This is a genomic window from Spiroplasma endosymbiont of Cantharis nigra (assembly GCF_964019925.1).
GTDB lineage: Bacteria > Bacillota_I > Bacilli_A > Mycoplasmatales > Mycoplasmataceae > Spiroplasma_A.
The window spans coordinates 657,425-682,359 of the sequence record NZ_OZ026470.1 but is presented as its reverse complement, the minus strand read 5'-3'; the positions used below and the strand labels follow the sequence as shown (position 1 = coordinate 682,359).

General features: G+C 23.7%; 15 protein-coding genes. 11 read left to right on the top strand and 4 right to left on the bottom strand.

What is annotated here, in order from left to right:
* The first annotated feature begins 51 nt into the window (after nt 1-51).
* Both AACL04_RS02880 and AACL04_RS02875 read left to right on the top strand, forming a co-directional pair.
* Entirely contained in the window at nt 52-1,302 is a 1,251-nt protein-coding gene (locus AACL04_RS02880) for a replication-associated recombination protein A (protein ID WP_339029388.1), read from the top strand.
* A gap of 25 nt (nt 1,303-1,327) precedes the next feature.
* A complete protein-coding gene (locus tag AACL04_RS02875) occupies nt 1,328-2,107 on the top strand; it encodes a hypothetical protein (protein ID WP_339029387.1) in 780 nt (259 codons plus the stop codon).
* A 31-nt stretch (nt 2,108-2,138) separates the two neighbouring features.
* On the opposite strand, the gene AACL04_RS02870 is transcribed toward AACL04_RS02875, so the two are convergent.
* Nucleotides 2,139-4,580: a hypothetical protein gene (locus AACL04_RS02870; protein ID WP_339029386.1), complete on the bottom strand. Its 2,442-nt coding sequence runs from the start codon at nt 4,578-4,580 to the stop codon at nt 2,139-2,141.
* A gap of 88 nt (nt 4,581-4,668) precedes the next feature.
* Nucleotides 4,669-7,125: a hypothetical protein gene (locus AACL04_RS02865; RefSeq protein WP_339029385.1), complete on the bottom strand. Its 2,457-nt coding sequence runs from the start codon at nt 7,123-7,125 to the stop codon at nt 4,669-4,671.
* 102 nt (nt 7,126-7,227) lie between these two features.
* Here AACL04_RS02865 and AACL04_RS02860 point away from each other — a divergent pair, with 102 nt between their 5' ends.
* Both AACL04_RS02860 and AACL04_RS02855 read left to right on the top strand, forming a co-directional pair.
* On the top strand, nt 7,228-12,450 hold the full coding sequence (locus AACL04_RS02860) for an ABC transporter permease (protein WP_339029383.1): 5,223 nt from the start codon (nt 7,228-7,230) through the stop codon (nt 12,448-12,450).
* 71 nt (nt 12,451-12,521) lie between these two features.
* The gene (locus AACL04_RS02855; RefSeq protein WP_339029382.1) at nt 12,522-13,040 is read left to right on the top strand and encodes a hypothetical protein; all 519 of its coding nucleotides are present in this window, start codon (nt 12,522-12,524) and stop codon (nt 13,038-13,040) included.
* Nucleotides 13,041-13,075: 35 nt separating this feature from the next.
* Here AACL04_RS02855 and AACL04_RS02850 read toward each other — a convergent pair whose 3' ends face one another.
* The gene (locus AACL04_RS02850) at nt 13,076-13,498 is read right to left on the bottom strand and encodes a hypothetical protein (protein WP_339029380.1); all 423 of its coding nucleotides are present in this window, start codon (nt 13,496-13,498) and stop codon (nt 13,076-13,078) included.
* 68 nt (nt 13,499-13,566) lie between these two features.
* Here AACL04_RS02850 and AACL04_RS02845 point away from each other — a divergent pair, with 68 nt between their 5' ends.
* The 6 genes from AACL04_RS02845 to AACL04_RS02820 all read left to right on the top strand — a co-directional run bounded on the left by AACL04_RS02845 (nt 13,567) and on the right by AACL04_RS02820 (nt 22,786).
* On the top strand, nt 13,567-14,142 hold the full coding sequence (locus AACL04_RS02845) for a DJ-1 family glyoxalase III (RefSeq protein WP_339029378.1): 576 nt from the start codon (nt 13,567-13,569) through the stop codon (nt 14,140-14,142).
* Nucleotides 14,143-14,207: 65 nt separating this feature from the next.
* Nucleotides 14,208-15,188, top strand: a complete 981-nt coding sequence (locus tag AACL04_RS02840) for an acyltransferase family protein (RefSeq protein ID WP_339029376.1) — start codon at nt 14,208-14,210, stop codon at nt 15,186-15,188.
* Nucleotides 15,189-15,335: 147 nt separating this feature from the next.
* Entirely contained in the window at nt 15,336-17,246 is a 1,911-nt protein-coding gene (locus AACL04_RS02835) for a lipoprotein (RefSeq protein WP_339029375.1), read from the top strand.
* Between the two features lie 324 nt (nt 17,247-17,570).
* Nucleotides 17,571-19,016: a hypothetical protein gene (locus AACL04_RS02830; RefSeq protein ID WP_339029374.1), complete on the top strand. Its 1,446-nt coding sequence runs from the start codon at nt 17,571-17,573 to the stop codon at nt 19,014-19,016.
* A gap of 9 nt (nt 19,017-19,025) precedes the next feature.
* On the top strand, nt 19,026-19,952 hold the full coding sequence (locus tag AACL04_RS02825) for an ABC transporter ATP-binding protein (RefSeq protein WP_339029373.1): 927 nt from the start codon (nt 19,026-19,028) through the stop codon (nt 19,950-19,952).
* A 116-nt stretch (nt 19,953-20,068) separates the two neighbouring features.
* The gene (locus tag AACL04_RS02820) at nt 20,069-22,786 is read left to right on the top strand and encodes a DEAD/DEAH box helicase family protein (RefSeq protein WP_339029372.1); all 2,718 of its coding nucleotides are present in this window, start codon (nt 20,069-20,071) and stop codon (nt 22,784-22,786) included.
* A gap of 10 nt (nt 22,787-22,796) precedes the next feature.
* Here AACL04_RS02820 and AACL04_RS02815 read toward each other — a convergent pair whose 3' ends face one another.
* The gene (locus AACL04_RS02815) at nt 22,797-23,351 is read right to left on the bottom strand and encodes a DNA-3-methyladenine glycosylase I (RefSeq protein WP_339029370.1); all 555 of its coding nucleotides are present in this window, start codon (nt 23,349-23,351) and stop codon (nt 22,797-22,799) included.
* A 231-nt stretch (nt 23,352-23,582) separates the two neighbouring features.
* On the opposite strand from AACL04_RS02815, the gene nusA reads away from it, so the two are divergent.
* The gene (nusA, locus tag AACL04_RS02810) at nt 23,583-24,932 is read left to right on the top strand and encodes a transcription termination factor NusA (protein ID WP_339029368.1); all 1,350 of its coding nucleotides are present in this window, start codon (nt 23,583-23,585) and stop codon (nt 24,930-24,932) included.
* Nucleotides 24,933-24,935 lie beyond the last annotated feature (3 nt).

Sequence of the window (24,935 nt, the reverse complement as noted above, 5' to 3'; positions counted from 1 at the left end):
AGCCAAAAGGTTAGTTTTTTTATGCTATTATTCAATTAGGAGTTAAAAAAAATGAACAAACCTTTAAGTTTCTTATTAAGACCAGATACTTTAAAAAATATTATTGGTCAGTCACATTTAATTAATAATAAGTATGGTTTAATTTCAAAACTTGTTGAAAAAAAATTTCTTACTAATTTAATTTTTTATGGTCCTCCAGGAGTTGGTAAGACATCTATGGCTATTTCTATTGCAAATGATCTTAATGCAAAATATGATTTTTTTAATGCCTCAAATGATAAAAAAGAGAAATTGCAAAAGTTAATTGAATCATCAAATCATGATGAACAATTAATATTAATTGTTGATGAGATTCATAGAATGAATAGAAATATTCAAGATTATTTATTAGAATTTATAGAGTCAAAAAAAGTTGTAGTTTTTTTGACTACAACTGAAAATCCTTATTTTGTAATTAATCCTGCTATTAGAAGTAGGTGTACAATTTTAAAGTTAAAAGAAATTACTATTGAAGAAATGAAAGAGGGTATAAAAAGAGTATTAAAAAATAATAAAATTAATCTAGATATTGAAAAAGACGCCTTTGTAAAACTTTGTGAACTTTCCAATGGAGATTTAAGGGTTGCTATCAATTCAATAGAATTAATGCTCGAATTATATCCAAACATTAAAATTAATAATGAAATTATTGAAGCAATATTTGAGCAAGCTGTTACTAAGGGAACAGGGGAAGGCGATGAATATCATGATCTAAAATCAGCATTACAAAAATCAATTAGAGGAAGTGATGTTGATGCTGCATTACACTATTGAGCAAGATTAATGAAAATAGGTGACTTTGAAGTTTTAATGAGAAGAATGATTATTATGGCTTATGAGGACATAGGACTAGCCAATCCAACAATTCCCATAAGAGTTTATCAAGCATGCCAAACTTTTAGACAAATAGGAATGCCAGAAGGAAGAATTATTTTGGGTTTAGCTATTATTGAAATGTCTTTAAGTGAGAAATCAAACTCGTCTTATTTAGCTTTAGAAAAGGCAATAGATGATGTTAATAATGGTTTAGCACCTCCAATCCCACCATATCTTAGAGATAATCATTATCGAAATGCTCATAAATTAGGACATGGGATTGGTTATAAATATGCTCATAATTATGAAAACGATTGAGTTGATCAACAGTATTTACCAGATGAAATTAAAGATATAAACTATTTTACTTTTAAACCTCATAGCAGTTATGAAAAGAAATTAATGGAAATATACATAAAATTTACAAAAGGAAATAAGATAAAATAATAGATAGAGAGTAGGTAATTTAAAAATGAAAACTAGTGCCAAAATAAAAGAAGAATTAGCTCAACAAGGTTATATTTGATTGCCTACATACAAAAATATCTTGGAGAAAGTTTGACAACACAGTGAAACCTATATTGATGAAGATGAAATAGTTTTATCAGCACTTTGAGCTAGTTTTAAAAGATATGAAGAAAATATGATTGGAATTGTTTTTATCACATCTAAAAGAACTTTTACGCTAGAAATTGGTGATGATGATTCAAGTACACAAATAAGATATTTACCATTTGACTCATATTCATTGCAAAAAATTCAACTGCAATTTTCAAAAAATGATCGAGGCTTACATTATGTCTCACTTCAAAATGATAGTTTTGGAAATGGTATTACATTTGGAACTACAAATAGAGATGTAGCACAGCACTTTGTAGATACTTTAAGTGGAAGAACAAATGGTGATATTGAAATGCTTCCAGATTCTGATGAACCTTTACTTGCAGAAAATGAAAAAGAGCAGTTCATTGATGAGGATTTAAAGAAAGCAAAAGAAAAAAAACCTCATAAATTTGAGAAGAAACATGAAGAAATAAAACCAATTAAAGAATTTGAACAATGAAGAAAAGCTCCTCCAGAAGCAAAAGATAAAAATGTAGAGATTAAAATAGTTCCTCCTAAAAAAGAAAAACCTAAAAAGGATAAAAAAAAGGGTTATGGAGTGAAATGAAAATCAAAAACATGATTGCTATGATTTTTGTTACCAATTTTAACTTTAGGAACTATTATAGCAATTATATTTATAATGTAATATTTAAAAAACTCGTATATTAAACGAGTTTTTATTTTCTTTCAATTGAGCTAATTTTTCATTCGTCAGAGCCATTCAATAATAATAGTTCTATTTCATAGGTAAATGTAGCCTTTGAATAAGGCATTTTATATAAGGTTCTATATTTTATAATAGCATCAGTGTCTTGTTCATCAATTCCTTTATAACTTAAAATTTTTGTCTTAAAATTATTATTATGAATTAAAGGCTTATAATAATATGTTGTAAGATCACTTTTTATTTTATTAACATCCTTAAAACCAAGTAGTATTTGATCTAAGAGATCATTGATATCAGAGTCATCTAATATTTTTTCCAAACCACTTAATATCGTTTTTTCTCTAAATGTATTCTTTTGTCTACCATCTTCATCATAATCATTTCCAAGAGCAAACATAGCAGATCTTATACCTTTAACATTTTTATTTTTTTTCTCATCAAAATTTATATATAATCCATTTTTATTATTTGTTATCATTAATGTTTGAAGAGCTGTATATTTATTAATACCTTCTTTATATGGAGTATCTTGACCATAAAAAATAGAATATTTATCCTCAACCAATGCTGAAGAAATATCTCTAATTCCATCAGTTAGTCCTGTTGATGATTCTTTTAAATATTTTATTTTTCTATAATTTGGATTTGTTGAGTTAATTGAATAATAAATAAAATCTAATATTTCAGAAATAGTTTTTCCTTCATATATTTGAGAACTTAGTATGGTTTGCAATGATATATTTTTTTCTCCTCCAATGATAGTTTTCAAAAAAGTTGATTCAGAGCTTCATAAAGTTTTTCAAGATTTTTTCATTATTTCATCTTGGTTAAATCTAAGTGAAATATTAACACCAAAAGTTTTTAAAAAATCAAATAGAGAGTCTAAACCATTAATACTTCTGTTTTCAATAAAAGTATCAATAATAGCTTTTACAAAATTACCTATTTGATTAGGTCCAATTTCTCCAATTACATTAATTTTAATATTTTTTCATTGTGCAAAACCATTACCAATTGCATAAAGTAGTGGTGAAAAACCCTCAGCACCTTTATAATCTCCTGATAAAGTCGCTAATTTTGTTATTAAAGATGGCACTCAACCAAGAATTCCTGGTTTTGATATTTCTAAAGTTTTACTACTTCCACTTTGAAATAATAATCCTAATAGTTTTGCAAAATTTAAACCATCATTATCTTTTGCATTTAATGCAATAGAAAGGTTTTTGATTAGTGTTTTAGTACCAAATTGACTATTTTCAAATTCAGTATTAGCAAGTTCCTTTAAGAATTTTAAATTCTTTTTTTCTCTTCTTCCAACTTCTCCTTTATATGAATAAAGATCATCATGACTTTGTGGAGTATCTTGTGAGAAATCAATACTTGTAATTCTTTGCAAAATAGCTGAAATAACAAATAGGGCATCAAAAATAATAGATAAAATATTTGATGTGTCTAAGTTATTTAAATTATTTAAAAATCCTGCAAAGACATCACCAAATTTATTTTCAAAATCAAAATCAATATCTTGATATAATTCATCTGTATTTTTTATAACTTTATCTTTTTGGCCTGAAAGTTTTGCAAATATATTATTTGATCTTTTTATAGTAGCGTTCATTATTTTTTTATTTGTTAGATTTTCAATATTATCTACTCTTAAAATACTATTTACTAATAGGTCTAATATTGATAAAAAGTCTATATTTAAAAAAGTTTTGATAATTGATTCTTTAATGAACTTTCAGTCATTTTCTCTTAAAGCTGTTAAAAAATTAACATTTAATAAATTCGAAATTAAAGTATATGGTAATTTTGCGCTAACAGCTATTTTTATTATTATGGCAATTATATCTGCTCATTGATCTAAAGTATTTGAAATTGATGCCATTTTTTCGCTACTAAATTTATCAACATTATCTTCACTAAGATTTAATTGAGGCAAAAAAGATTGTATTAGTCCTGAAGAATTTGGATGAATTCCTCCATTAGACTTTATAATTCCTATAAAAATTGTTAAAAGACTTCCAAGCGAATCAGCAGCTCCAACAGGAGATTTTACATTATCTGTAAGAAAAGGGCTGTTATCATTAGAGCCATTAACCTTAGCTATTTTATTTATCTCTTCTCTTGTCAAACTTTGATTAAAATAGCTGCTATTTAATGAACTCATATCTGTTTGAAAACTTGTATTAAAACCTGGCATAAGTTCTTTTGCTCTACTTGAGTTTATTAAATCTAGTAAATAATTTGCATCATATGCAAGTCCATAATTTGTTTTTTGACTAGCATTTTGTACCATTACACCTCTCAAAAGAGTTGATGATATTTGAGTTAAATTATTTACTTTATTAGTAATTGATTTCTTTTTATTATTTATTGTACTACAACTTGTCACACTTGCTGTTGATGCTGTTATTGAAACTATTCCTAAAAGTGAAATAATTTTTTTCATTTTCCCCGACTACTCCCTCTAATTATAGTAATTATATATTAAAAAAGTTTCTTTATATAAAGAAACTTTTTATAAACAAAATAGTAATTTAAACTCTTTTTATATTATTTATTTTTCAAGAAAGTTGATTTGGTTTAAGAATCAGATTAATTTCATAATTAAAATTTTTATTAGTAAAGGGTTCAATATAAATAGTTTGATAAGTTATTGATTGCTCCAAATTGCCTTTATCTATATTAACATAACTTAAAATTTTTGTTCTGAAATTTTTGCTTGCAATTAGTTTTTTATAAATATTATTTGAAACTCCACTATCAATTATATTTATTTCATTAAATGCTTTTACTATATCTTCTAAAATATAGTTAGTTATTTTATCATCAAAAATATACTCTAAACCTTCCATAATAGAAGAACTTCTAAAATTAGTAAATACTTGATTACCATTTAAATCAAAATCCGTTCCCAATGCATACATTGAAGCTTTAGAACCTTTAACTTTTTGATTTACTATTATTGGGTCTTCATTAATTTTTAAGTATAAACCATTTCTAGTCGAAGATAAAATTAAAGCTTGTAGGGCATTATAATCTCCAGTTTGACTATTTTGAATGAATTGCTTTTCACTATTATTGCTTTGATATCAAAGTTGATATTTTTCATTCACGATTTCTTTACTAATAATATCAAGACCAATAGATAATTTCTCTGCTTTTTTATCAATATTTTTTTCTTTTGTAATTATATTATTTGGATCTACTTTAGATATATTATTATAGATTAAATCAATAAGTTTTGAAATTGTAAAACCACTTACAATCTCATTTTTAAAAATAGAGTATAAACTAATTTTTTCCCCAGTTAAGTCTTTTATTAAAGTAGAATCTTCATCTCAAATAGCGCTAAAGAGATGATTTAGTTGAGTAGTTGTATTTTCACTAACTTTTAAATCTATTGTAATGCCCAAGTTATTTAATATTTCAATAACTTTGTTTAGACCACTAAAATTAGAATTAAATCCAAGACCATCTCCAATTACTCATCTAAGTACATTTCCAACTTGGTCAGGTCCAACCCCTCCAAAAGATCATTCTTTTCAAATTGCAAGCCCATAGCCAATTCCATAAAGAAGAGATGAGTAGTTATTTTTTTTATTTTGTCCTAATATTGGAGAACTCAGTTTTGATATTAAACTTATTAATCCAACATTTTGATCAATGTTTGTTACTTTTTCTCCAGAATTTAAAAGCAGGTAAAATAATTTTTGCATTTGTTTACCATCAAAATTATTTTCAATACTTGTAATTGTGCTAAGATTTTTTAAAAGCAATTCAGTACTATAAGGATTTTCTTTTAAACTTAAATTATTTAATTCAATTAAATAATCATTATTTAATTTTTTACTATCAAATAAATAGTCATTTGATATAGGAATAAAACTTGAAAAATCTATTGATGAAATATACTTAAGTAGAGCAGAAATTATAAATAAGATATCTGTAATGTTTTCGGTTTTCTCAAAAACTAATTTGAATATTGTTTCAATATTTAAATTTAGATTATCCTTTTCTATTTTTTTTAAAAATTCTCCAATTATTTTTCCTAAGTTCTTATCAAAACTTTTATTTAAAGCATATATATTATCATTGTCAATAATTTTATCATCTTGATTTAATATCCTAGCAAAAATATTATTAACCTTATTTAAAGAGGCATTTATAATCATTTGTCCATTTAATTCCTCAGCTTTTTTATCTTGTAATAACAATGAATTAATTAAATTATCAAGTACCTTAGTACCTCCTGATAAATCTACTTCATTTAAAAAATTTATAATTCATTTAAAAATTTCATCTATATTTTTTTCTTTTAAGGAATTTTGAAACTCAGAGTTAAAAAAATTCTTCAAAATACCATAAATAACATTTGATTCTTGCAAAAAACCTATTGTTTTTGATAAAGGTTCATTAATATTTTGAATCAACTTTGCAATAGGCTGAATGTTTTTGCTATCTAATGAATTAACTAAGTCATCGCTTAAATTAAGTTGAGGTATAGCTCCCTGAATTAATCCAGAAATACTTGGGTGAATTCCTCCATTTGATTGTAGAGTAGTTATTACAAATATAAGAATACTTGAGATATTTTGAATTGAACTTATTGGAGCTTTAACTTTATCATTTAAAAAGTCTTGATGTAATCCATTAATTGCATTTCTATTTAAATCCTGATTATCAAAATAAAGATCTCTAAGATTATTCAATGTTGTTTCTTGCCCTGTATTAAAAAGTGGCATTAAAGAGTTTACTTTTGAGTTATATACAAGATTATTTAAATAATTTGAATCATAAGCAAATCCTTTATTTACTTCTTGACTAGCATTTTGTATCATTGAACCTCTTAATAAAGTTGAAGAGATTTGTGTCAAATTATCTATTTTATTTATAATTGATACCTTTTTTGAATTGATCATGCTGCAGGAAGTAACACTCAATGTAGAAACCATCATGCTTGTTGCTGCAAATATTGATATTATTTTTTTCATTTTATCCCCCGATAATTAAATTATATTTTTATTATATGATAAAATATTTTTGAAATAATATAATATTTAAAAAATAAACTAGTAAAGTCGGGAAAGATTAAAATGAAAAAAACATTATTTTTATATTTAAAACAGGGTATAAAAGGTGTCATGAAATTTAAAATACAATTTGTTGTAATTGTTATTTTAAGTTTTTTAGCTACCTTTATTTTAAGTGTTTCCTTTTCTACAACTAAAAGAATTAGTGAAGATTATAGAAAAACAATGTCAAAAATGGATCCATTTGATTTTGTTAATCAACAAGTAGTAGGAGTAAATGGAGCACAGGAAAAAGGTTCAAATATTATTGCTCCTATGGACATTCTTAATAATCAATTTTTATATGTTAAAGATTCAAAAGACTTAACTAGTCAAAGAAGTAATAGAGCAATTGATTTGAATTATAATATTTCTCATTTTAGCAATTTTTCAAATGAAGGTTATGATGAGACTTTTTTAAATAGAACTTTTAAAGATCAAGTTATTCAAGAAAAATTTTTAGAAATGCTATCTGATAAGGATTATTGGTCTAGTATCTTTCAATATACTTATGACCCAATTAGAGATGAAATAAAATGAGAACCAAGTTTAAGCATTAATTTTAATTCAAGTGCAAGCTCACATTCTTATTTAACGAAAGCTGTTTCAAATAAAAATAATACAATTTCAAACTTTTACTTACCAACAATTGAACTACTAAAAAAGAATTATTTACAAGATTTATTTAGTGAAAACACTCCAAGTTACATTAAAAGTACCTTATTTTATGAATTAAAAAATAAAGAAATAATAACATATAAAAATTTTGAAGCAAACTTGCAAGATAATAGTGATTTTGATATCTATAATAGATATTTATATTTTTCATTAGAAACTTTTATTAGGCAATTGATTAATTCAACTACTGAATATCCAATATATTGAATTAATAAAGCAATAGAAAACTCTTCTTCAAAGGAAAGAGAAAGTTTAATTATGGAATTTAATAAATTGAATGAAAACAATGAAATAGGTTTTAATTTTTTGTTAGAAAAAGCAGAAGAAGAAAATAAAACTCAGAATAGAAAATTTGCAGTATCAATTTTTAGATGAATATTTGGTTTTAATCCTAATTTACCAAGTGATTGAAATGAAGAAGAAATAGGTCCAAATGATAAGTTTATTGTTGATGAAGATTCAAAGAAACCATGAAAAAATAATATTGATTTAAGTTCAGAAAATATTGATCTAGATAGATATGCAAAATCAAAAGAAGAAATATTTAAAAATGGAATGAGAGGTAGTTTAAACCAAATCGTTCTTAAAAGAAGTGATAGTGGCAAAATTTACAATTATGATAGTAGTTTTAGCAGTAAATATTTGAGACATTATGATAGTAATAGTATTGAACAATTAATTGGTTATAATAGGGATTTTGAAGAATTTGATAATTATAATAAGGAATATAATTATGAGGGAATAAGTGCTCCAAAAGCATTTTATCTTAAAAACGAAATCCTAGCTAAAGCTATGGATTTTAAATATGAGGCGAGAGCTGAGATGGAATTTACAGATGTAATATCAGAAGTTAACTACAGAATTATTGATATTAATAATCATTGAAAAGATAAACTTACTTTATATGAAGGAAATCTACCAAGAACTAAAAATGAAATCTTAATTAATCCTCAATTTGCAACAGCAAATAAGTATCGATTAGGAGATAATATAGTACTAGGTGAAAGTAATTTTGTTATTTCAGGTTTCGCTGTTGATCCTTTAAGTTATTTTCCAATGGCAAATACTCAAAATCCACTTCCAAATAATAAAAAAAATGCAATAATCTTTGCAACAAAAGATAATTTTAATAAAATAATATCTACTCAATTAGAAAAACTTGCAACAAAATCTATTTATTCAATGTTAACAGTTGAAAATAAAAATAATAAATCAGAGATTGATAAAAATCTTGAAAAATATAGAGCATACTCATTTAATAATATCATTGAAATATATGACTCATACAACTTCATAATTGGAAGCAATGATAAATTAAAAAATGATTCACTTATTAATTCATATTCTACATTTGATTCAAGTAATCTTAATTTAAACTGAGTTATTGCTCCAATGCTTATTTTAAGCTTTAAAATATTTTCTTACGTTTTTTCAATTTTAGTTTTTATAATTACAATAGTTGCAACTGTTGTAGCTGTTAAAAAAACAGTTGAACTAAACTCTGGAGAAATTGCTATTTTAAAAGCTATGGGTGCTGGTAATTTTGAAATTTCATCTTCGTACGTTTCTTATGGAATCATTGTAACTATTTTTGTGGTCCCAATTGCTTGACTTTTAGGGTCATTTATTCAAGAATTTGTGGCAAAAGTATTCTTACAATTTTCATCAGGAAAATCAAATCTAATTATTTTTAGTCCATTAGCCTTAACAATATCTATTTTAATTTTTGGATTAATATTATGCTTGATTTCATTTTTTACAGCATTTTTCTTGGTTAAAAAACCAACTTTAGAAATTATGCATAAGATGGAAAAAGTTAAAAGAATTAAGTGAGTTGATAAAATTAATAATAAAATGTTTAAAAATAGATCGTTTTCTACTAGATTTAGTATAGAATTAGCAACTTCTGGCTTTTCTAAGACGATTCTTTCAGCAACAACTATATTCTTTGCTGGTTTTTTAGTATCATTTGGTCTAACAATTCCAGGTTTAGTTCAAAATGTTGTAGGAAGTTATTATAAAAATGTTTATTATTCTAATTATTTTGAAAATAGGGAACTAATAGGGAATGCTCCTTTAGCGAAAACTTCTTTATCTCCAACAAGAGAAGTTGATTATTATGAAAAGGCTTTATTTGAAAGCAATAATATTTTTGGGAATGGAATTACAAAAATATCTAAAACTGTATCAGACTTTTCTCCACCTCCAGATAGTTCGGCAATACCTCAAATTTTATTATCTCAGGAAGAAAATAATCAATTAAAGGTAAATTGAATTTATAATTTTATTAATGGAGTTTCTTCTAAACAAGATGATTTAAGAGAACAAAACTCTTTAATTGCAATTATTGCGAGTTTATTGGGTAATAATATTAATCAACTTGTTGGTAAAGGAATTTCAATTTCAGATATTCAAAAAATTTTGGAGTGGACAATTCATTCTAATTCTCAGGATTTTGTAAAATTTGAAGATAGATTACAAAAAATTAGAGATTTATCTGGTTTATTAACAGATGGACTTCCACAATTATTATTAAACTTTATTGATGGTTCATCAATGACAGATGGAGATTGAAAAGAACAAATTGTAAATATTATAATTGCACAAACTCCTTCATATATAAAACAATATGTAACTAGATCAGAAAATAGACTTAATAATTTTGCATTTGGTTGACAGATTAATAAATACATTCCAGGAGTCGATAATGTTTATACAAGGCTAAATGTTGGTACAAAAAATAATATAATATTAGATATTACTGGACTACAATCAACACAAAATGCTTATAAAATGACTATGAGTGATAGAGAAAATTTATTTATTAGTGATTATCAAGCTCAAATTTTACAACAATTAATAAAAGGAGAAACAATTGAACCAAGCAAGTTAAAAGAAATTAGTAAATTTTATGATGGAAATAATTTAACTATTCCTGTTATTGCAAATGAACAAACAGATTTTGAATTAAATAAAAATTGAGAAAATCTTGATAGTCCAAAGATTGAAAAGAACAGACTTGTTTTAAGAGAAAATTCTTTAAATATTCCTAATGAAGCATGAATGTATGACGATGGAGATTGGTTAAAATATAAAAACTTATCTAGTAGTGGTAATATTAAATCCTTTATTGAAATGGAAAGTCTATCTGCAAGTAAATTTACATATGCTCCAATTTTTGATCAAACTGGTTTTGACTTATTCAAATCCAAAGAAATGAAACTTAAAGACAACGCTTATGGATTTTTCAATTTAAGTTCAACTCCATCTCTTGAAGGAGAAAAGTTGGAATTTGAAATAAGACCATACTATTCCTTTGATAATATAACAATGTTTATTCCATCAATATATAAAGAGAATTTTATGAAATTAAAGCAAAGTGGAAATCGAGATAGTAGTCAATGATGAAAAGATGATGCTTCAAAGTTTGTCCCAGAGGAAACTAAAAGAGCTTGAGAAAAAATTAATCCAAATTTAACAAATAATAGTGAGTATTTTGCATTTAAACCATATTCTCTTTATTATGATGCATCAGGAAATTTTGAACGTGAACATGATAATTTATCAGGTACTCCTGTTGAATATATGACAAAAGGATATGAAAATCTTTTTGCAAGAACTTTAAGAGAAAATGATGGACCAATAACCTTAGGAAATGTTGAAATGAATTGAATATCAAATAATAAAAATATTCAAAAAATAAAATTTAAAAAAATTGGATCAATTGGAGTTTATGGAAAACCAATAGTAATTGCAGATCAAAGTATTGTAAACATGCTGAGTGGATATGGTATTTCAAAATATATTCCATTTAATTTAAAATATGAAGATTATTCAAAACCTGCTGGCTCTTATAGTGTTGATGGTGTTAATATAAATACTTATGATTATATGAATCCCATTGATTTCAATAAAAAAGCTGAAAATAATATTAATGATCTAATCTATGGTAATAATGACTTTGAAAAAAGTATTAGACCGAGCATGTGATATAGCGGAATATTATCAAATGCAGAAGAACCATATTTCATTACAAGTCAAGCATCTTTTTCAAGAGATTATAAAGCAGGACAAGACACTATGAATGGTAATAATTATGGTTCTACCACATTGGAAATGAATTCAACAGTTTTATTGGGTCAACAAAAAGCTCTTATAAAACAGTTATCTTCTATAGTTTTAAGCGTAGCTACTGTTGCAATTTGTTTATTAATAATAATAATAATTCTAACAATTACTTTGATTAACGATTTATACGTAAATCAATATAAAAAATTTATGATTGTTATGAAGTCATTGGGATATTCAAATTGAAAAATTATTAAATATACATTTGGTAGTGTTACTATACTTTCTGCATTATTTTATGCATTAGGAGTATTTACCAATTTCACAATAATAACAATATTATTTAATGTGATTAGTAAGCAACTTGGCTCAATTCCTTTTGGTTTAACTTGATGAAGTCCAATATTGGCAATTATTCTTGTTTTTGGTTCTTTCTTTATATCAATTACTATAACAACTAAAAATATTAGAAAAAAATCTCCATCAGTTCTTATGAATTAAATTGAAAACTAATGACCTTAAAGAAAAATTCATAATTATGATATAATTTTATAAACTAAGGAGTTAAAATTATGAGTGAAAAAGTTTATCAATTAAGTTCTAATCAATTGGGTATAGTTAAATTCAAAGAACCTTGACTTTTAATTCATTTGGAACTCGAAGGTGAATTAGAATCAATTCAATACTTTTATCCTACTTTAGATGAAGGGATAAAAAAATTTGCATTGATTTTTGAAAAAAAAATAATTAATTTTTGATTCTCAAAAGGTAACGAAGGAAAAATAAAAATTGATAAGTTAAAAGAATACTTATTGACTTCATGAATTAATCCTGGAGTTGAGACAATGAAAGAATTATTGATTCAAAATTATGACTATTTTGAATTTAATCAAAAAACCTCAAAAGAGTTAATTGAAGAAAATCATAGATTTTTAGCTTTAACAATTATTCATATTTGTTTAAATCATAATAAGAATCACTTTTATTTTAATGGATTGCATGTTTCTACTAAATTTGTTGACAAAATGTTAGCAGTAGATTTTTGGTCAAAAGTTGAACAAGAATCTTTGGAAGATAATAATAAAATATAATTAAAAAATAAAATTGACTACTTAGGTAGTCAATTTTATTTTAAAATTTTTAATAAATCGTTTTGTTTGATATTAAGATATTGATTCATATTATTTGCTAAAACATATATTGATGCTGCCTTATCGTAATATTTTGTCATTTTGTTAGGACCAAAATTTGAATAAGTTTCAATAACCTTGTTTTTAACATCACAAATTACTAAGTCTATATTTTCTTTAAAACCAAAAGAATTAAATCCTTTTGAATAAATTAGTCTAAAACCATTTTCTGGAGAAAATTTATCTTTAAAAATTAATGAACTAAATTTTTTAGAAATATTTCTAATAGTTCTTATATTTATTTCTAATAGTTCTTGATTGTGGATTAGTTTTGAAGAACTATTTTCTTTAAATAAATCTTTATTTTTATCTTTTTTGAATATTTTTGTTACTAGTATTAAATTTTTAATAGTTCCCATAGAAATCACCTATAAATATTATATATAAAAATTAGTAGTATAATATTAAAAGAAAAGAGGAATAAAAAATGGCAAAAGTAGCTATTTTTGTTGCTAATGGTTTTGAAGATACAGAAGTTGTTGCAACAGTAGATGTTTTAAGAAGAGCAGAAAAATTATTTCCTAAAAGTTTTCCTGTTGTTGATATAGTATCAATTAATGATTCAAAACAAGTAAAAGGAGCTTGAAATATTGAAATTATGGCAGATAAATTAATTAATAATATTAATTTCTCTGAATATGATTGTTTAATTTTACCTGGTGGAAGAGTTGGTGTTGATCATTTAAAGGAAAGTGAAATTTTAATGAAAGCACTTGAAAAACATGCAAAGGCAAATAAAGTTATTGCAGCTATTTGTGCTGCTCCAGAGATATTAGGTAAATTAGGATTAGTTGATGGTATTGAAGTTACACATTATCCTGGATGCACCTCTAATTTAGAAAAAGCAATTAAAAAACCTCATATATCTGCAATTGCTGATAAAAACTTTATTACCGGAAGTTCAATTGGTGGGGCTTTACAATTTGCATTACAAATAGTTGATCACTTTACCTCAACTGAAAAAATGTTGGAGTTACATAAGACGTTAGTATTTAATTATTAGATAGAGCACATTTATGTGCTTTTTTAATATATAATAAATTGTGAAATAAAATTTTAAAGGAATTTATGAGAAGAAATAATAGTAATCTACAATTGGTTAAATATTTAATGGCTTTTTTAATTATTTTGTATCATGATTGAACTGCTTTCGGATATCAAAATATTATTTTTTTAGAACCAATTATTGGAGCTTCTATGAGCGTTTTCATACTTATTACTGGATATTTTAAAGTGGATAGTAAAAATTATAACTTTTTAAAACTTTTTATGATTGTAATGTGTTGTTTAATAATAAATACAATAGTTTGTCTTTCAATTAATAATTTTACAAATATACTTGATCATGTAAATAATTTATTTCTTGGTGGTAGAGATTGATGGTATATTTGATGTTTTCTATTATTACAACCATTTATTAAATATCTAAATGACTTTGTAAACAAAACCACATCAACTTTTTTATTTATATCAATATGCTTATTATTTATCTTTTCTTCTGCAACAACTTCTCTATATAGATTTGGACAAGTATTTACAATGTTTAATTTATTTTATATGATTACTTTTTATTTAATTGGAGCCTGAATTAAGAGATATTATAATTTAGAGGGTATTAAAAAATTTCTTATTCCAATGTTCTTATTTCTTCTAATTTACATTCCTATTATGTATTACAATATGAATGTAATAAATTATAAAATTTCAATGAGTACCTCAAATATTATTACATTTCTTATGTCTATTCCATTATTTTTAATTTTCCTATCTATTCCATCGTATAGTAATAAATTTATTGATTATCTAGGAAAATTATCATTATATGTTTATTTATTTCATTATCTTATTCAAATAATATTTATGGAGAAATTATTTAATAATAACTTCTTAAATTTTAGTCCAGCTCTTATAAGAAATATAGTATACGCCTTAATAATTTTAATTGGCACAACACTTATTTCAGTTCCTATTTGTTATTCTTCTGAAAAATTTTCAAAATATACAACAAGTCTCATTTTCAAAATTTGAGATAAATATAAAATTCATTAAATAAGTTAATAATAGAAAATTATTTTTTATGCTATTTAGCAAGTAATGCCCTTGCTTTTTTTTTTTTTTTTAGATAATATTGATTTTAAGAACAAAGAGCTTAGTACTTATTTAATTTTTTTTCAAACATTTTTGTGAAGGAGAAAAATGAAAAAATTATTAACTATATTAGCAGGTTTAGGGATTGCTTCCTCTGCAACAACTTCAGTTATTGCCTGTGGAAATAAAAAACAGCCTCCAATTGAAGAAAATAATGATGTTTCGGAATTGATTGAACAATTTAAAAAACAATCAAGCGAGATTATGGATTCATTTATTAATTCTAAAAAAAATAAATTACTAGGATTAATTGATGATAATGGAGTATATAACTTTTTTAATAGAAAAAATATTGAAAAATATGGAACAAATACTAATCCAGATGGTTTAAATGTTAAAGAAGACTTAACTGAAAATTTAAAAGATGATATTGTAACTGACTTCAATAATATTTTAAGAACAGTTGAACTAAGAAATAAATTAAATGAATTAGCAAGCTCTTCAGATAAGTTTAATGTCATCATTTGAAATAATGAAGTAGTTGATTCATTGGACTTTGATAAAAATTCTATTGATATTAAATATACAAATAAAGACTGACAGGAAAATGAAGAGTCAAATCCAAATTACTTTTTATCTTCAACAATAATTAATTTAAAAATTACAATTCAATTTAAAAATAATGATGGTAATAACCAAAGTTTTGATACAACAATTCCATTAGTCTTTACTTATACAAATGATGAGGTTTTATTAAAAAATATTGATAAAATTCAAAAAAATATTGAAAATGATTTCCTAAGTAGTGAAAGTAAATTCTCTTGATTAGATTATCAAAATAGTTTATTAAATTTGGATAAAAGAACTAGCTATAAATTATTTGATTTTTTTAATAGTAAAAAAAGATCATCAATAATAGATAATATTTATACTTCAACTGATTTTAGAGATGAATTTATAAATTTTATTAAAAATAAATATTTGAGTGAAATAAATATTGGATTAGAGTTTTCATCTAATAATAAGCCAACTATTTCTAAAAATTCAATTTATTCAAAAGTAGAAGCAAATAATTACAATGCCTTCCTAAATGAAAAGGATGGCCAAGATTATAAAGATGCAAATCAATCAATTTTAATAAATATAGAGGAAAGTGGAAATGAAGTAAATTTTAAAGATTATGGTACAAAAAATGTCAATAAAGATGTTTTTAGTTTATTAAATAAAAATATAAAAACCATGTATCAAAACTATGAAGCTTTATTTCAAACTTTTTTAACAGAAAGTAACTATAACGGAGCTAATAAAAATACAAACTCATTAGTAAATGGTAAAGTTACTCTTGAAGGATTATCTTTAGTAATTAACTCAAACTATAAGTTACCAATAAATAGTGTGGCTATAAAATACTCTTTAGCAATTGATAATGCTGAAAATAAAAATTTAAATGGTGAAAATTTAATTAAGGATACATCATTTGGAAATGCAATTTACTTTAATACTATTGAAGGTATAAAATCATTTCAAAATGTTTTCGATACAAGAGAATCAACAATACTAAATGGAAGTAGTCAATTTCAAACACCATTTGCTTTTAGTGGTAAAGTTAGAGATGAAGAAATTGAAGCAAATATTTGAGATAATTTACAAAAAGAGAGTAATGGAAGTTTTGTTGACTGAGTTAATAAAAGTCTATCCTTATTAAATGATAATCAAATTGATTTTAGAGATAAATTATTAGAAAATGGTCATCAAGGAATTTTTAATTTATACTTTACAAATTATTATCCTAATGGAAGTGTATCAGATACAAGTCCAGAGACAACCTATTTTGGAATTTATTCAGATGTTCAGAAAACAGAAAATGGATATAAACAAGTTAAAAGATATGCAGGTTATTTTTCAAGAAAAACCGGAATCCTTTTAAAATTTAATTTCCTAAATATTGTTTTTGTATTTGAAGAATATGGAAAAAATATTGCAGATAACTCAATAATAATTGAAAGAAGTAAAATTTAATTTTTTTACTTAAAAATTATGAAAATACAAAATAGTATATCCTTTAATAAATTATTAATATTTAATTTTAAAATTATATTTCATGAAAAATCATTTATAGTTTTAAATTTATTATTATTGTTTTTTCCATTTTTCTTTTCTCTTAGTTTATTTTTTTTAACAACAGGAGAGCAAATAGTTATATTTTTTAATTTTTATATTTTAATTTATATATCATTATTTATCTTTCTTTTAGTTTTGAGGTCCATGCAATTTTATTTTGTTAACTCTATAGAAAATAAACTCTTATATTTAGTTTTGGCAAATCAAGTCTCAAGAGTTAAAATGCTGATAAGTCAATATATTTTAATAAATATTGTGGTTCTATTTAATATAATCATTTCTACTTTATTAATTTCTCTATTTGGATACCTATTAACAGAGAATTTTAATTTAATCGTAAAACTAAATTTAGCTTTTTTTCTCTATTCATTTGTATCTTCATTTTTTCTAATGGCTTTTATCTTACTGCTTTTATTATTTTCAAATATTCAGTTTACGACAATTATTTGTACATTATTAATATCTATTACTTTTCTTTCAAACATTCCTCGTCAATTTATAGAAGCAAAAGAAAGCCAAGGTACAATAAAGTTCAATTATAATAATGGACAGATTTATAAAGTAAATGACTTATATGACTCATTTGACTTACAAAAATATGTATTAAACTATCAAATAAAATATCCATATTTAGCATATGCTCTAAATGAATTTATGGTTAAAGAAAATGAATTTACTAGAGAAGAATTTAATTTGGAAGATTCAATAAATAAAAGAATAAATGACTTTTGAAGTAAGTTAAATATTATCAAAAAAGAAGAAACATTAATTACTGGAAAAAATTTAAAGATAAAAAATTTACCTGTTGGTTCAAACATGACTGATCTGAAAGACTTTAAAACAGATGATTCAATTGATACAGAAATATATTTAAAAAATATATTCATTTCAAAAGATAAATTAATGGAATTAATAAAAGATACTGAAAAGAGTGATAAGAAATTAAGCTTAATTTTAAAAGATTTAAGTGATTTTCTACATAGTATTCAAAGCTATCTACCAAATTTTCAGCAATTTACAAGTGATTACTTTGAGGAATTTGTTTTTATTGATGAATCCAAAAGTAAAATTTATAAAGATAATAAAACTATAAGCGCTGTATTTAAAAAAAATTACTTAACAAATATTTATAAATATAATTTAAATTCATCAGTATCTTTACAAAGCGGATTAACTTTAAAAGCTGGAGCAATTGAAAACTCATTCATAAGAAATGATTTATTTTTTCCTCTAATGCTAGCATCAAGGATGTTGGAAGAGTATTTTATAAATTATACTAGTAAGTATATTGTTGCTTCTAAATATTCAGTTGATGTTCAAAATGATGGATGAAATAACTATTATTCTGCAAGAAGTAAATTTGATTTATATAATAATTTAAACTTATTTAATGGCATTTGAAATAATTATACAGAGTTATCAGGATTTTCCTATCAGGATTTTTGATTTAAAAATAGTTCAAAATCAAAAATTGATTTAAATAATCAAAAAAATATGTTTCTAAATTATAGCAATTATACTTTTAAACTAAATGAATTTAATATTATAGATAAGAATTCTTATAACAATTATACAAAGCCATGAATATATTTGGCTATTCAATCTCTATTATCTATTGGATTTTTTGTAATGATTTGTTATAGATATAGCAAATTCGATTTAAGTTAGGAAATAAATATGGAAATAAGCATTAAAGGTTTTGTAAAAAAATTTAAAACTCATCAGATCGGTGAACTTAATATGGATATTAATTCCCAAAAAATAACAGCAATTCTTGGTTCTAGTGGGAGTGGTAAAAGTGTTTTAATTAACTCCATAATTGGATCTATAAGAAATTTTAAAGGGAATATTTATATCAATGGGGTATCAAGAAAAAAAATATCTCATTATAAAATTAATAAGCTAATTAGTTTTTATACTCAAACAGATTTTTCATTATATAGTGTTAATGCTGTCTTCTTTTTAAGAACCATGTGTATAATTCTTGGAATAAATAAAAGAGATAGAGAGACGAAAATTGAGTATTGACTAAAATTCTTTGATTTATGAGAAACAAGAAATAAAATTATAAGTAAATTTTCTTGAGGGATGAAAAATCGTTTGAATTTGATTTTATGTTTTATTAAAGATACAGAAATAATTATTATGGATGAACCAGGAGCAAATCTAGATTCATATTGAAGAAATAAAATTAAAAATTTATTAATAGATTTTAAGAATCAAGGTAAAACAATAATTATTACTGTTCATAATATTGATGAGATTTCAGATATCATTGATGATTATATTATTTTAGAAAATGGTAAAAAAATATTTGAAGGTACAAAAGAGGCATTAAATATCTATTCCAAGTACAAACTATTTATTAAGGAGTTATTTGATGTTGAAAAATTTAGAGAATTTTTATTACAAGAAAATATTAAATCCTTTAAATATGATAACTATGAAAACTCCTTGGTTATAGCTGTTGAGAATTATAGACAGATAAATTATTTATTTTTATATTTAATTAAAAATAATTTACCATTAAATAACCTTATAAAATTACCAATAAATATGGAATCCATTCATAAAGCTCTTGAAAATAACGAACTAATTAAATAATTGTTTTATAATAAAATATAAATTATAGTTATATAATTTACTTGTTTATTAATAAAAAAAGATAACATTTTGTTATCTTTTTTTATTAATTCAAAATATAGGAGCAAATAAAAATTATGAAAGAAGATAAATTTTTTACAAATAAAGATGAACAGGAGCTTTTAACTGAGATACAAAATGAAATTTTAACATCAGATGAAGTATATTTAATTTATCCCTTTATATCAAAATCTATTTTAAATAAGATTTCATTAACATTTAATTATTGTCAAAAAAATAAAATTTTAATAAAAATAATTTCTACAACGTTTGATGATTTATCTCAATTCAATAATTTGCAAGAACTAAAAAAATTAATTGAAAGTTATGACAATATTCAAATAAGGATAGAAGACAATTTAGAGGGACATAGTGAAAGAATACATATTAAAGCAGCGATCTTTAAAAGAAAAACAAATTATAATAGTGCAATAGTAGGTTCTTCTAATTTAACTTATAAAGGAATGATTAGTGGAAGGGAATGAAATATTAAATTTGCTTCAAAAGAAAATAATGATTTAGTTCAAAAAATGATAGATGAATTTAATTTACTATGAGATGATAATTTGGTTGATTTTTCAGATGATTATGAAAGAGATTTACTAATTCAAAAAATTAAGGAGAATCAGGAGCAAAAAAATATTTTAGAATTAGATAACTCATTTATTTATAAAAAAAGAAATTTATATAAATTTCAAAAAGATATTATAGATAAGCTTTCATATAGAAGATTTCAAGGAAAAAATAGACATCTTATTGTAATGGCAACTGGAACTGGAAAAACTTTAGTTTCGGCTTTTGACTTTAAAAGACAATGAGAGACCTCAAATAAAAATCTAAGTATTTTGTTTTTAGCACATCAAAGAGAAATTATTGATCAAGCTTTAAATACCTATAGAGAAGTTTTGAATAATCCTAATTTTGGAGAGGTTTTATATGATGGTCAAATAATTAGTGAGAAACCTTTACATCTTTTTGCAACTATCCAATCTCTTTCAAATAAAATAAATAATTTTTCAAAAAGCCAGTTTGACATATTAATTTTTGATGAGGCCCATCATATTGCAGCAAATTCTTTTGAAAAAACTTTTAATTTTTTTCAACCTAAACAAATTATTGGTTTAACTGCAACACCTGAAAGAGAAGATGGAAAAGATATAAAAAAATATTTTAATAATGAATTTGCTTCTGAATTGAGGCTATGAGATGCTATTAATCAAAAATTATTATGTCCTTTTGATTATTATTGTATTGATGATACTTCTACTGACTTAAATGGAGTTGATATAAATTCAGATAGAGAAATATTTAAAAAAATTAATACACAATCTAGAAATGAATTATTATATAAGACTATTGAGAAGTACTTGGGTATATATGCCAGACCAACAGCTTTAATTTTTTGTATCACAATAGAACATGCTAATATTATTTCTAATTTTTTAAAAGCAAAAAATTTAAAAGCAGAATCATTAACAGCTGAAAATAATAAAGATAGAAAAAGAATATTGTATGAATTTAAAACTGGTAGAATAAACTATTTATGTGTAGTAAATATTTTTAATGAGGGTATAGATATACCAGAAATTAATACAATAATATTATTAAGACCAACAAATTCAAAAACTGTTTATTTGCAGCAATTGGGTAGAGGTCTTAGAAAGACTGAATTAAAAAATAAATTAGAAGTATATGATTTAATATCAAATATAGATAATAAATATGATCTTACTTTAGGAATAAGAAACCTATTTAGTTCTCAAATAATTGGAACAAATTTTAATGTAATTAAAAAGGGACTGCCTTATAATTCAACAATAACATTAGAAAAACATACTGAGAATATAATTTTGCAAAGTTTAAAAAAATGATATGGAAATAAAAATATTATAAAAAGTAAAGTTATAAAATATTATAAAAAATATGGTAATAATTCTTTAGAAAAAATAATTAACAACTATGAATTCTCTTTACAAAATTTTTATAATGCTTTAGATGATCTATTTTTAAAAACAGCAAAGGAAATATCAAAATTTAAAGATAAAGAGAATAATACAAACAGAAATAAAAATATACTAAAGCAATTTATTTTTTTAGATAATCATCAAATAATAAGTTATTTCTTAAATCGTTTAGAGGGAAAAATTAATAAAAAGAATATAGATCTAGACTTCGATAATTTACTTATGACATCCTTTTTATACGAGATAACAAGTATGGAAAAGTTTTTATCTTTATATCCTAATTATTTGGAAATAGACGATCTTGTAGAAGAATTTATTATAAATAATAAATTAATAGTAGAAGAACTAATTTTAATTTTAAAATATAAATTAAAACATGAAATTTTGAACTATAAAGGAAATTTTGATAAGTTATTATCAGTTAATTCTACTTATACTGTAAAACAATGCTTATCAGTTTTAGGAAGAACTAATTTTTTACATTATAGAGATGAGATGAAAGTGCTAACTTTTCAAGCTGGTTACTTAACTTTTGATAATTCAAAACAACTTATTTTAGCTGATGAAGACTCAACTAGTTATGGTAAATTAACCAAATATAATAAAACAACAAATAAATTTTATTGATCTATTCCTGAGACTATGTCAATAGAACATAAGATAATTAAGGATTTTAGTAATGATTCTATTAAGAAATTCTTATTTCTTCATGATAAACAAAATTATGAACAGAAAAATATGTTTTTAAAATTATATAAATTTGTAGGCATAGGAATTTATAATAAAATGTTAAATGAAAAATATCTAACAGCAGAATTTGATGTAAATTAATCTTTATTCTCTAATTTTTAAATGAACAATAATTATAGTGGTCATTAACAATTCCAATTGCCTGAAGAAAGGAATATACAGTTGTCTTTCCTAAAAATGAAAAACCTTTTTTCTTTAATTCAATACCTATTTTTATTGATAATTCAGAAAAGGAAGGGGTAATTTCTTCATCTTCAATTGAGTTGTTGATTATTTTATTATTTGTAAAAGACCAAATGAAATTACTAAAGCTTTCATAATTTTCTTGAATCTTAATAAAAGCTTTTGCATTATTTATAGCAGCCTTTATTTTTAACCTATTTCTAACAATTCCTTGATTTAGTATTAATTCTTCCCTCTTTTTTTCATCATAAAGAGCAATTTTATGATAATCTCAATTATCAAACGCTTCTCTAAAATTCTCTCTCTTTTTCAAAATAATATCTCAACTTAGTCCAGCTTGATTTATTTCTAAAATAAGCATTTCAAAGAGCAATTTATCTTCATAAATTGGTTTAGCTCATTCATTATCGTGATATTGCTGATTTAGTATATTTTTATTAGCTCATTGACATCTTTTTTTCATTGCCTTATTTCCTTTTTTTATTTAAATACAATCAAATTATATATAAAAGGTCTATGCATTATTTAAAAATAAGCTTTAATTTAATTTTTTTACTTAAATTAATAAAAAAATACAAATTTTTAGATAATTTAGTTATAATTAAAGTGTCATATTTAAAGTAAAAGAAGACGCAAGTCTTCTTTTATATTTGTTAAAACATAATTGACAAAATTTATAGGAGGATTAAAAGCCATGACAGATGGTGCAAAACTATTAGATGCGATTTTTGAAATCGTACAAGATAAAAAAATAGACAAAAATATTGTTTTGGAGGGTATTAAAGAAGGTTTTCAAAAAGCATATGAAAAATCATTTGATCCTGAAGCAACAGTAAGAGTAGATATTGATCAAAATACTGGTCAAGTTAAGGTATTTAAAATTTTAACTGTTGTTCAAAAAATAGAAGATGAATGATTAGAAATTGGCTTAAATGCAGCTAAAGAGCTTTATGGAGAAAATGTTTCAATTGGTGACAATGTATATGAACCAGTAGAATTTCAAGAGGATTTCTCAAAAATAGCTGTAATGCAAGTAGGACAAATTATTAAGCAAAAAATTCGTGAAGGTGAGAAAAATAAAATTTATCAAGAGTTTTTATCAAAAAATCATGAAATTGTTGGTGGATTTGTTAAAGATATCACAGAGAATAGTTATTTAGTGGATATTAACGGTTCAATCATTCCAATTTGAAATAAAAAAATTATTCCAGGAGAAGATTTTGATATTGATGATAGAATTTGTTTCTATATTGAAGAAGTTTCAAGAGATAACAAACATTCACAAATTCAAGCTTCAAGAATTCATCCAGAATTTTTAACAAGATTAATGGAAACTGAAGTTCCAGAAATTTCTGAGGGAATAGTTGAAGTTAAATCAGTTGCAAGAGAACCAGGGCATAGAGCTAAAATAGCTGTATTTTCACACGAAGAGGGTGTAGATCCAATTGGAAGTTGTGTTGGTGCATCAGGAAGTAGAATTAAAAATATTACTAAGGAATTAAATGGTGAAAAAATTGATGTAGTTTTATGAAATGAAGATAAAAAGACATTTGTAATGAATTCATTAGCACCTGTTAAAGTAATTAGTATTGATATTAATGAAGAAAATAATGAATGTTTTATAGTTGTTCCAAATGAACAATTATCATTAGCAATTGGTAAAAAAGGGATGGCAGCCAGATTAGTTGCAAATCTTGTAAATATGAAAATTAATATTTTTTCATTGGAAAATGCCAAGGAAAAAGAAATTGAAATTAAGTGAAATGGAAATATTGATGAAGCAGAATTAAGCAATCCAGATTTCCTAAATAAAGTTAACAAAAGAAGAGAAAAAACTGCAGGTAACTTTAATAAAGATAAAAACTTTATCAAAAAACAAGAACAAGCAGAAGAGATTGCATTTATTGAAGAAGATAAATCAATTGATGAAATTCAAGCATCAATTGCAGCATTTGAAAGTCTAAGTGAAGAAGATAATACTTTTGAATTTGAAGAAAGTATTGATAATGTTGATGACAGTTATGATTCATACTATGAAAAATAGTTT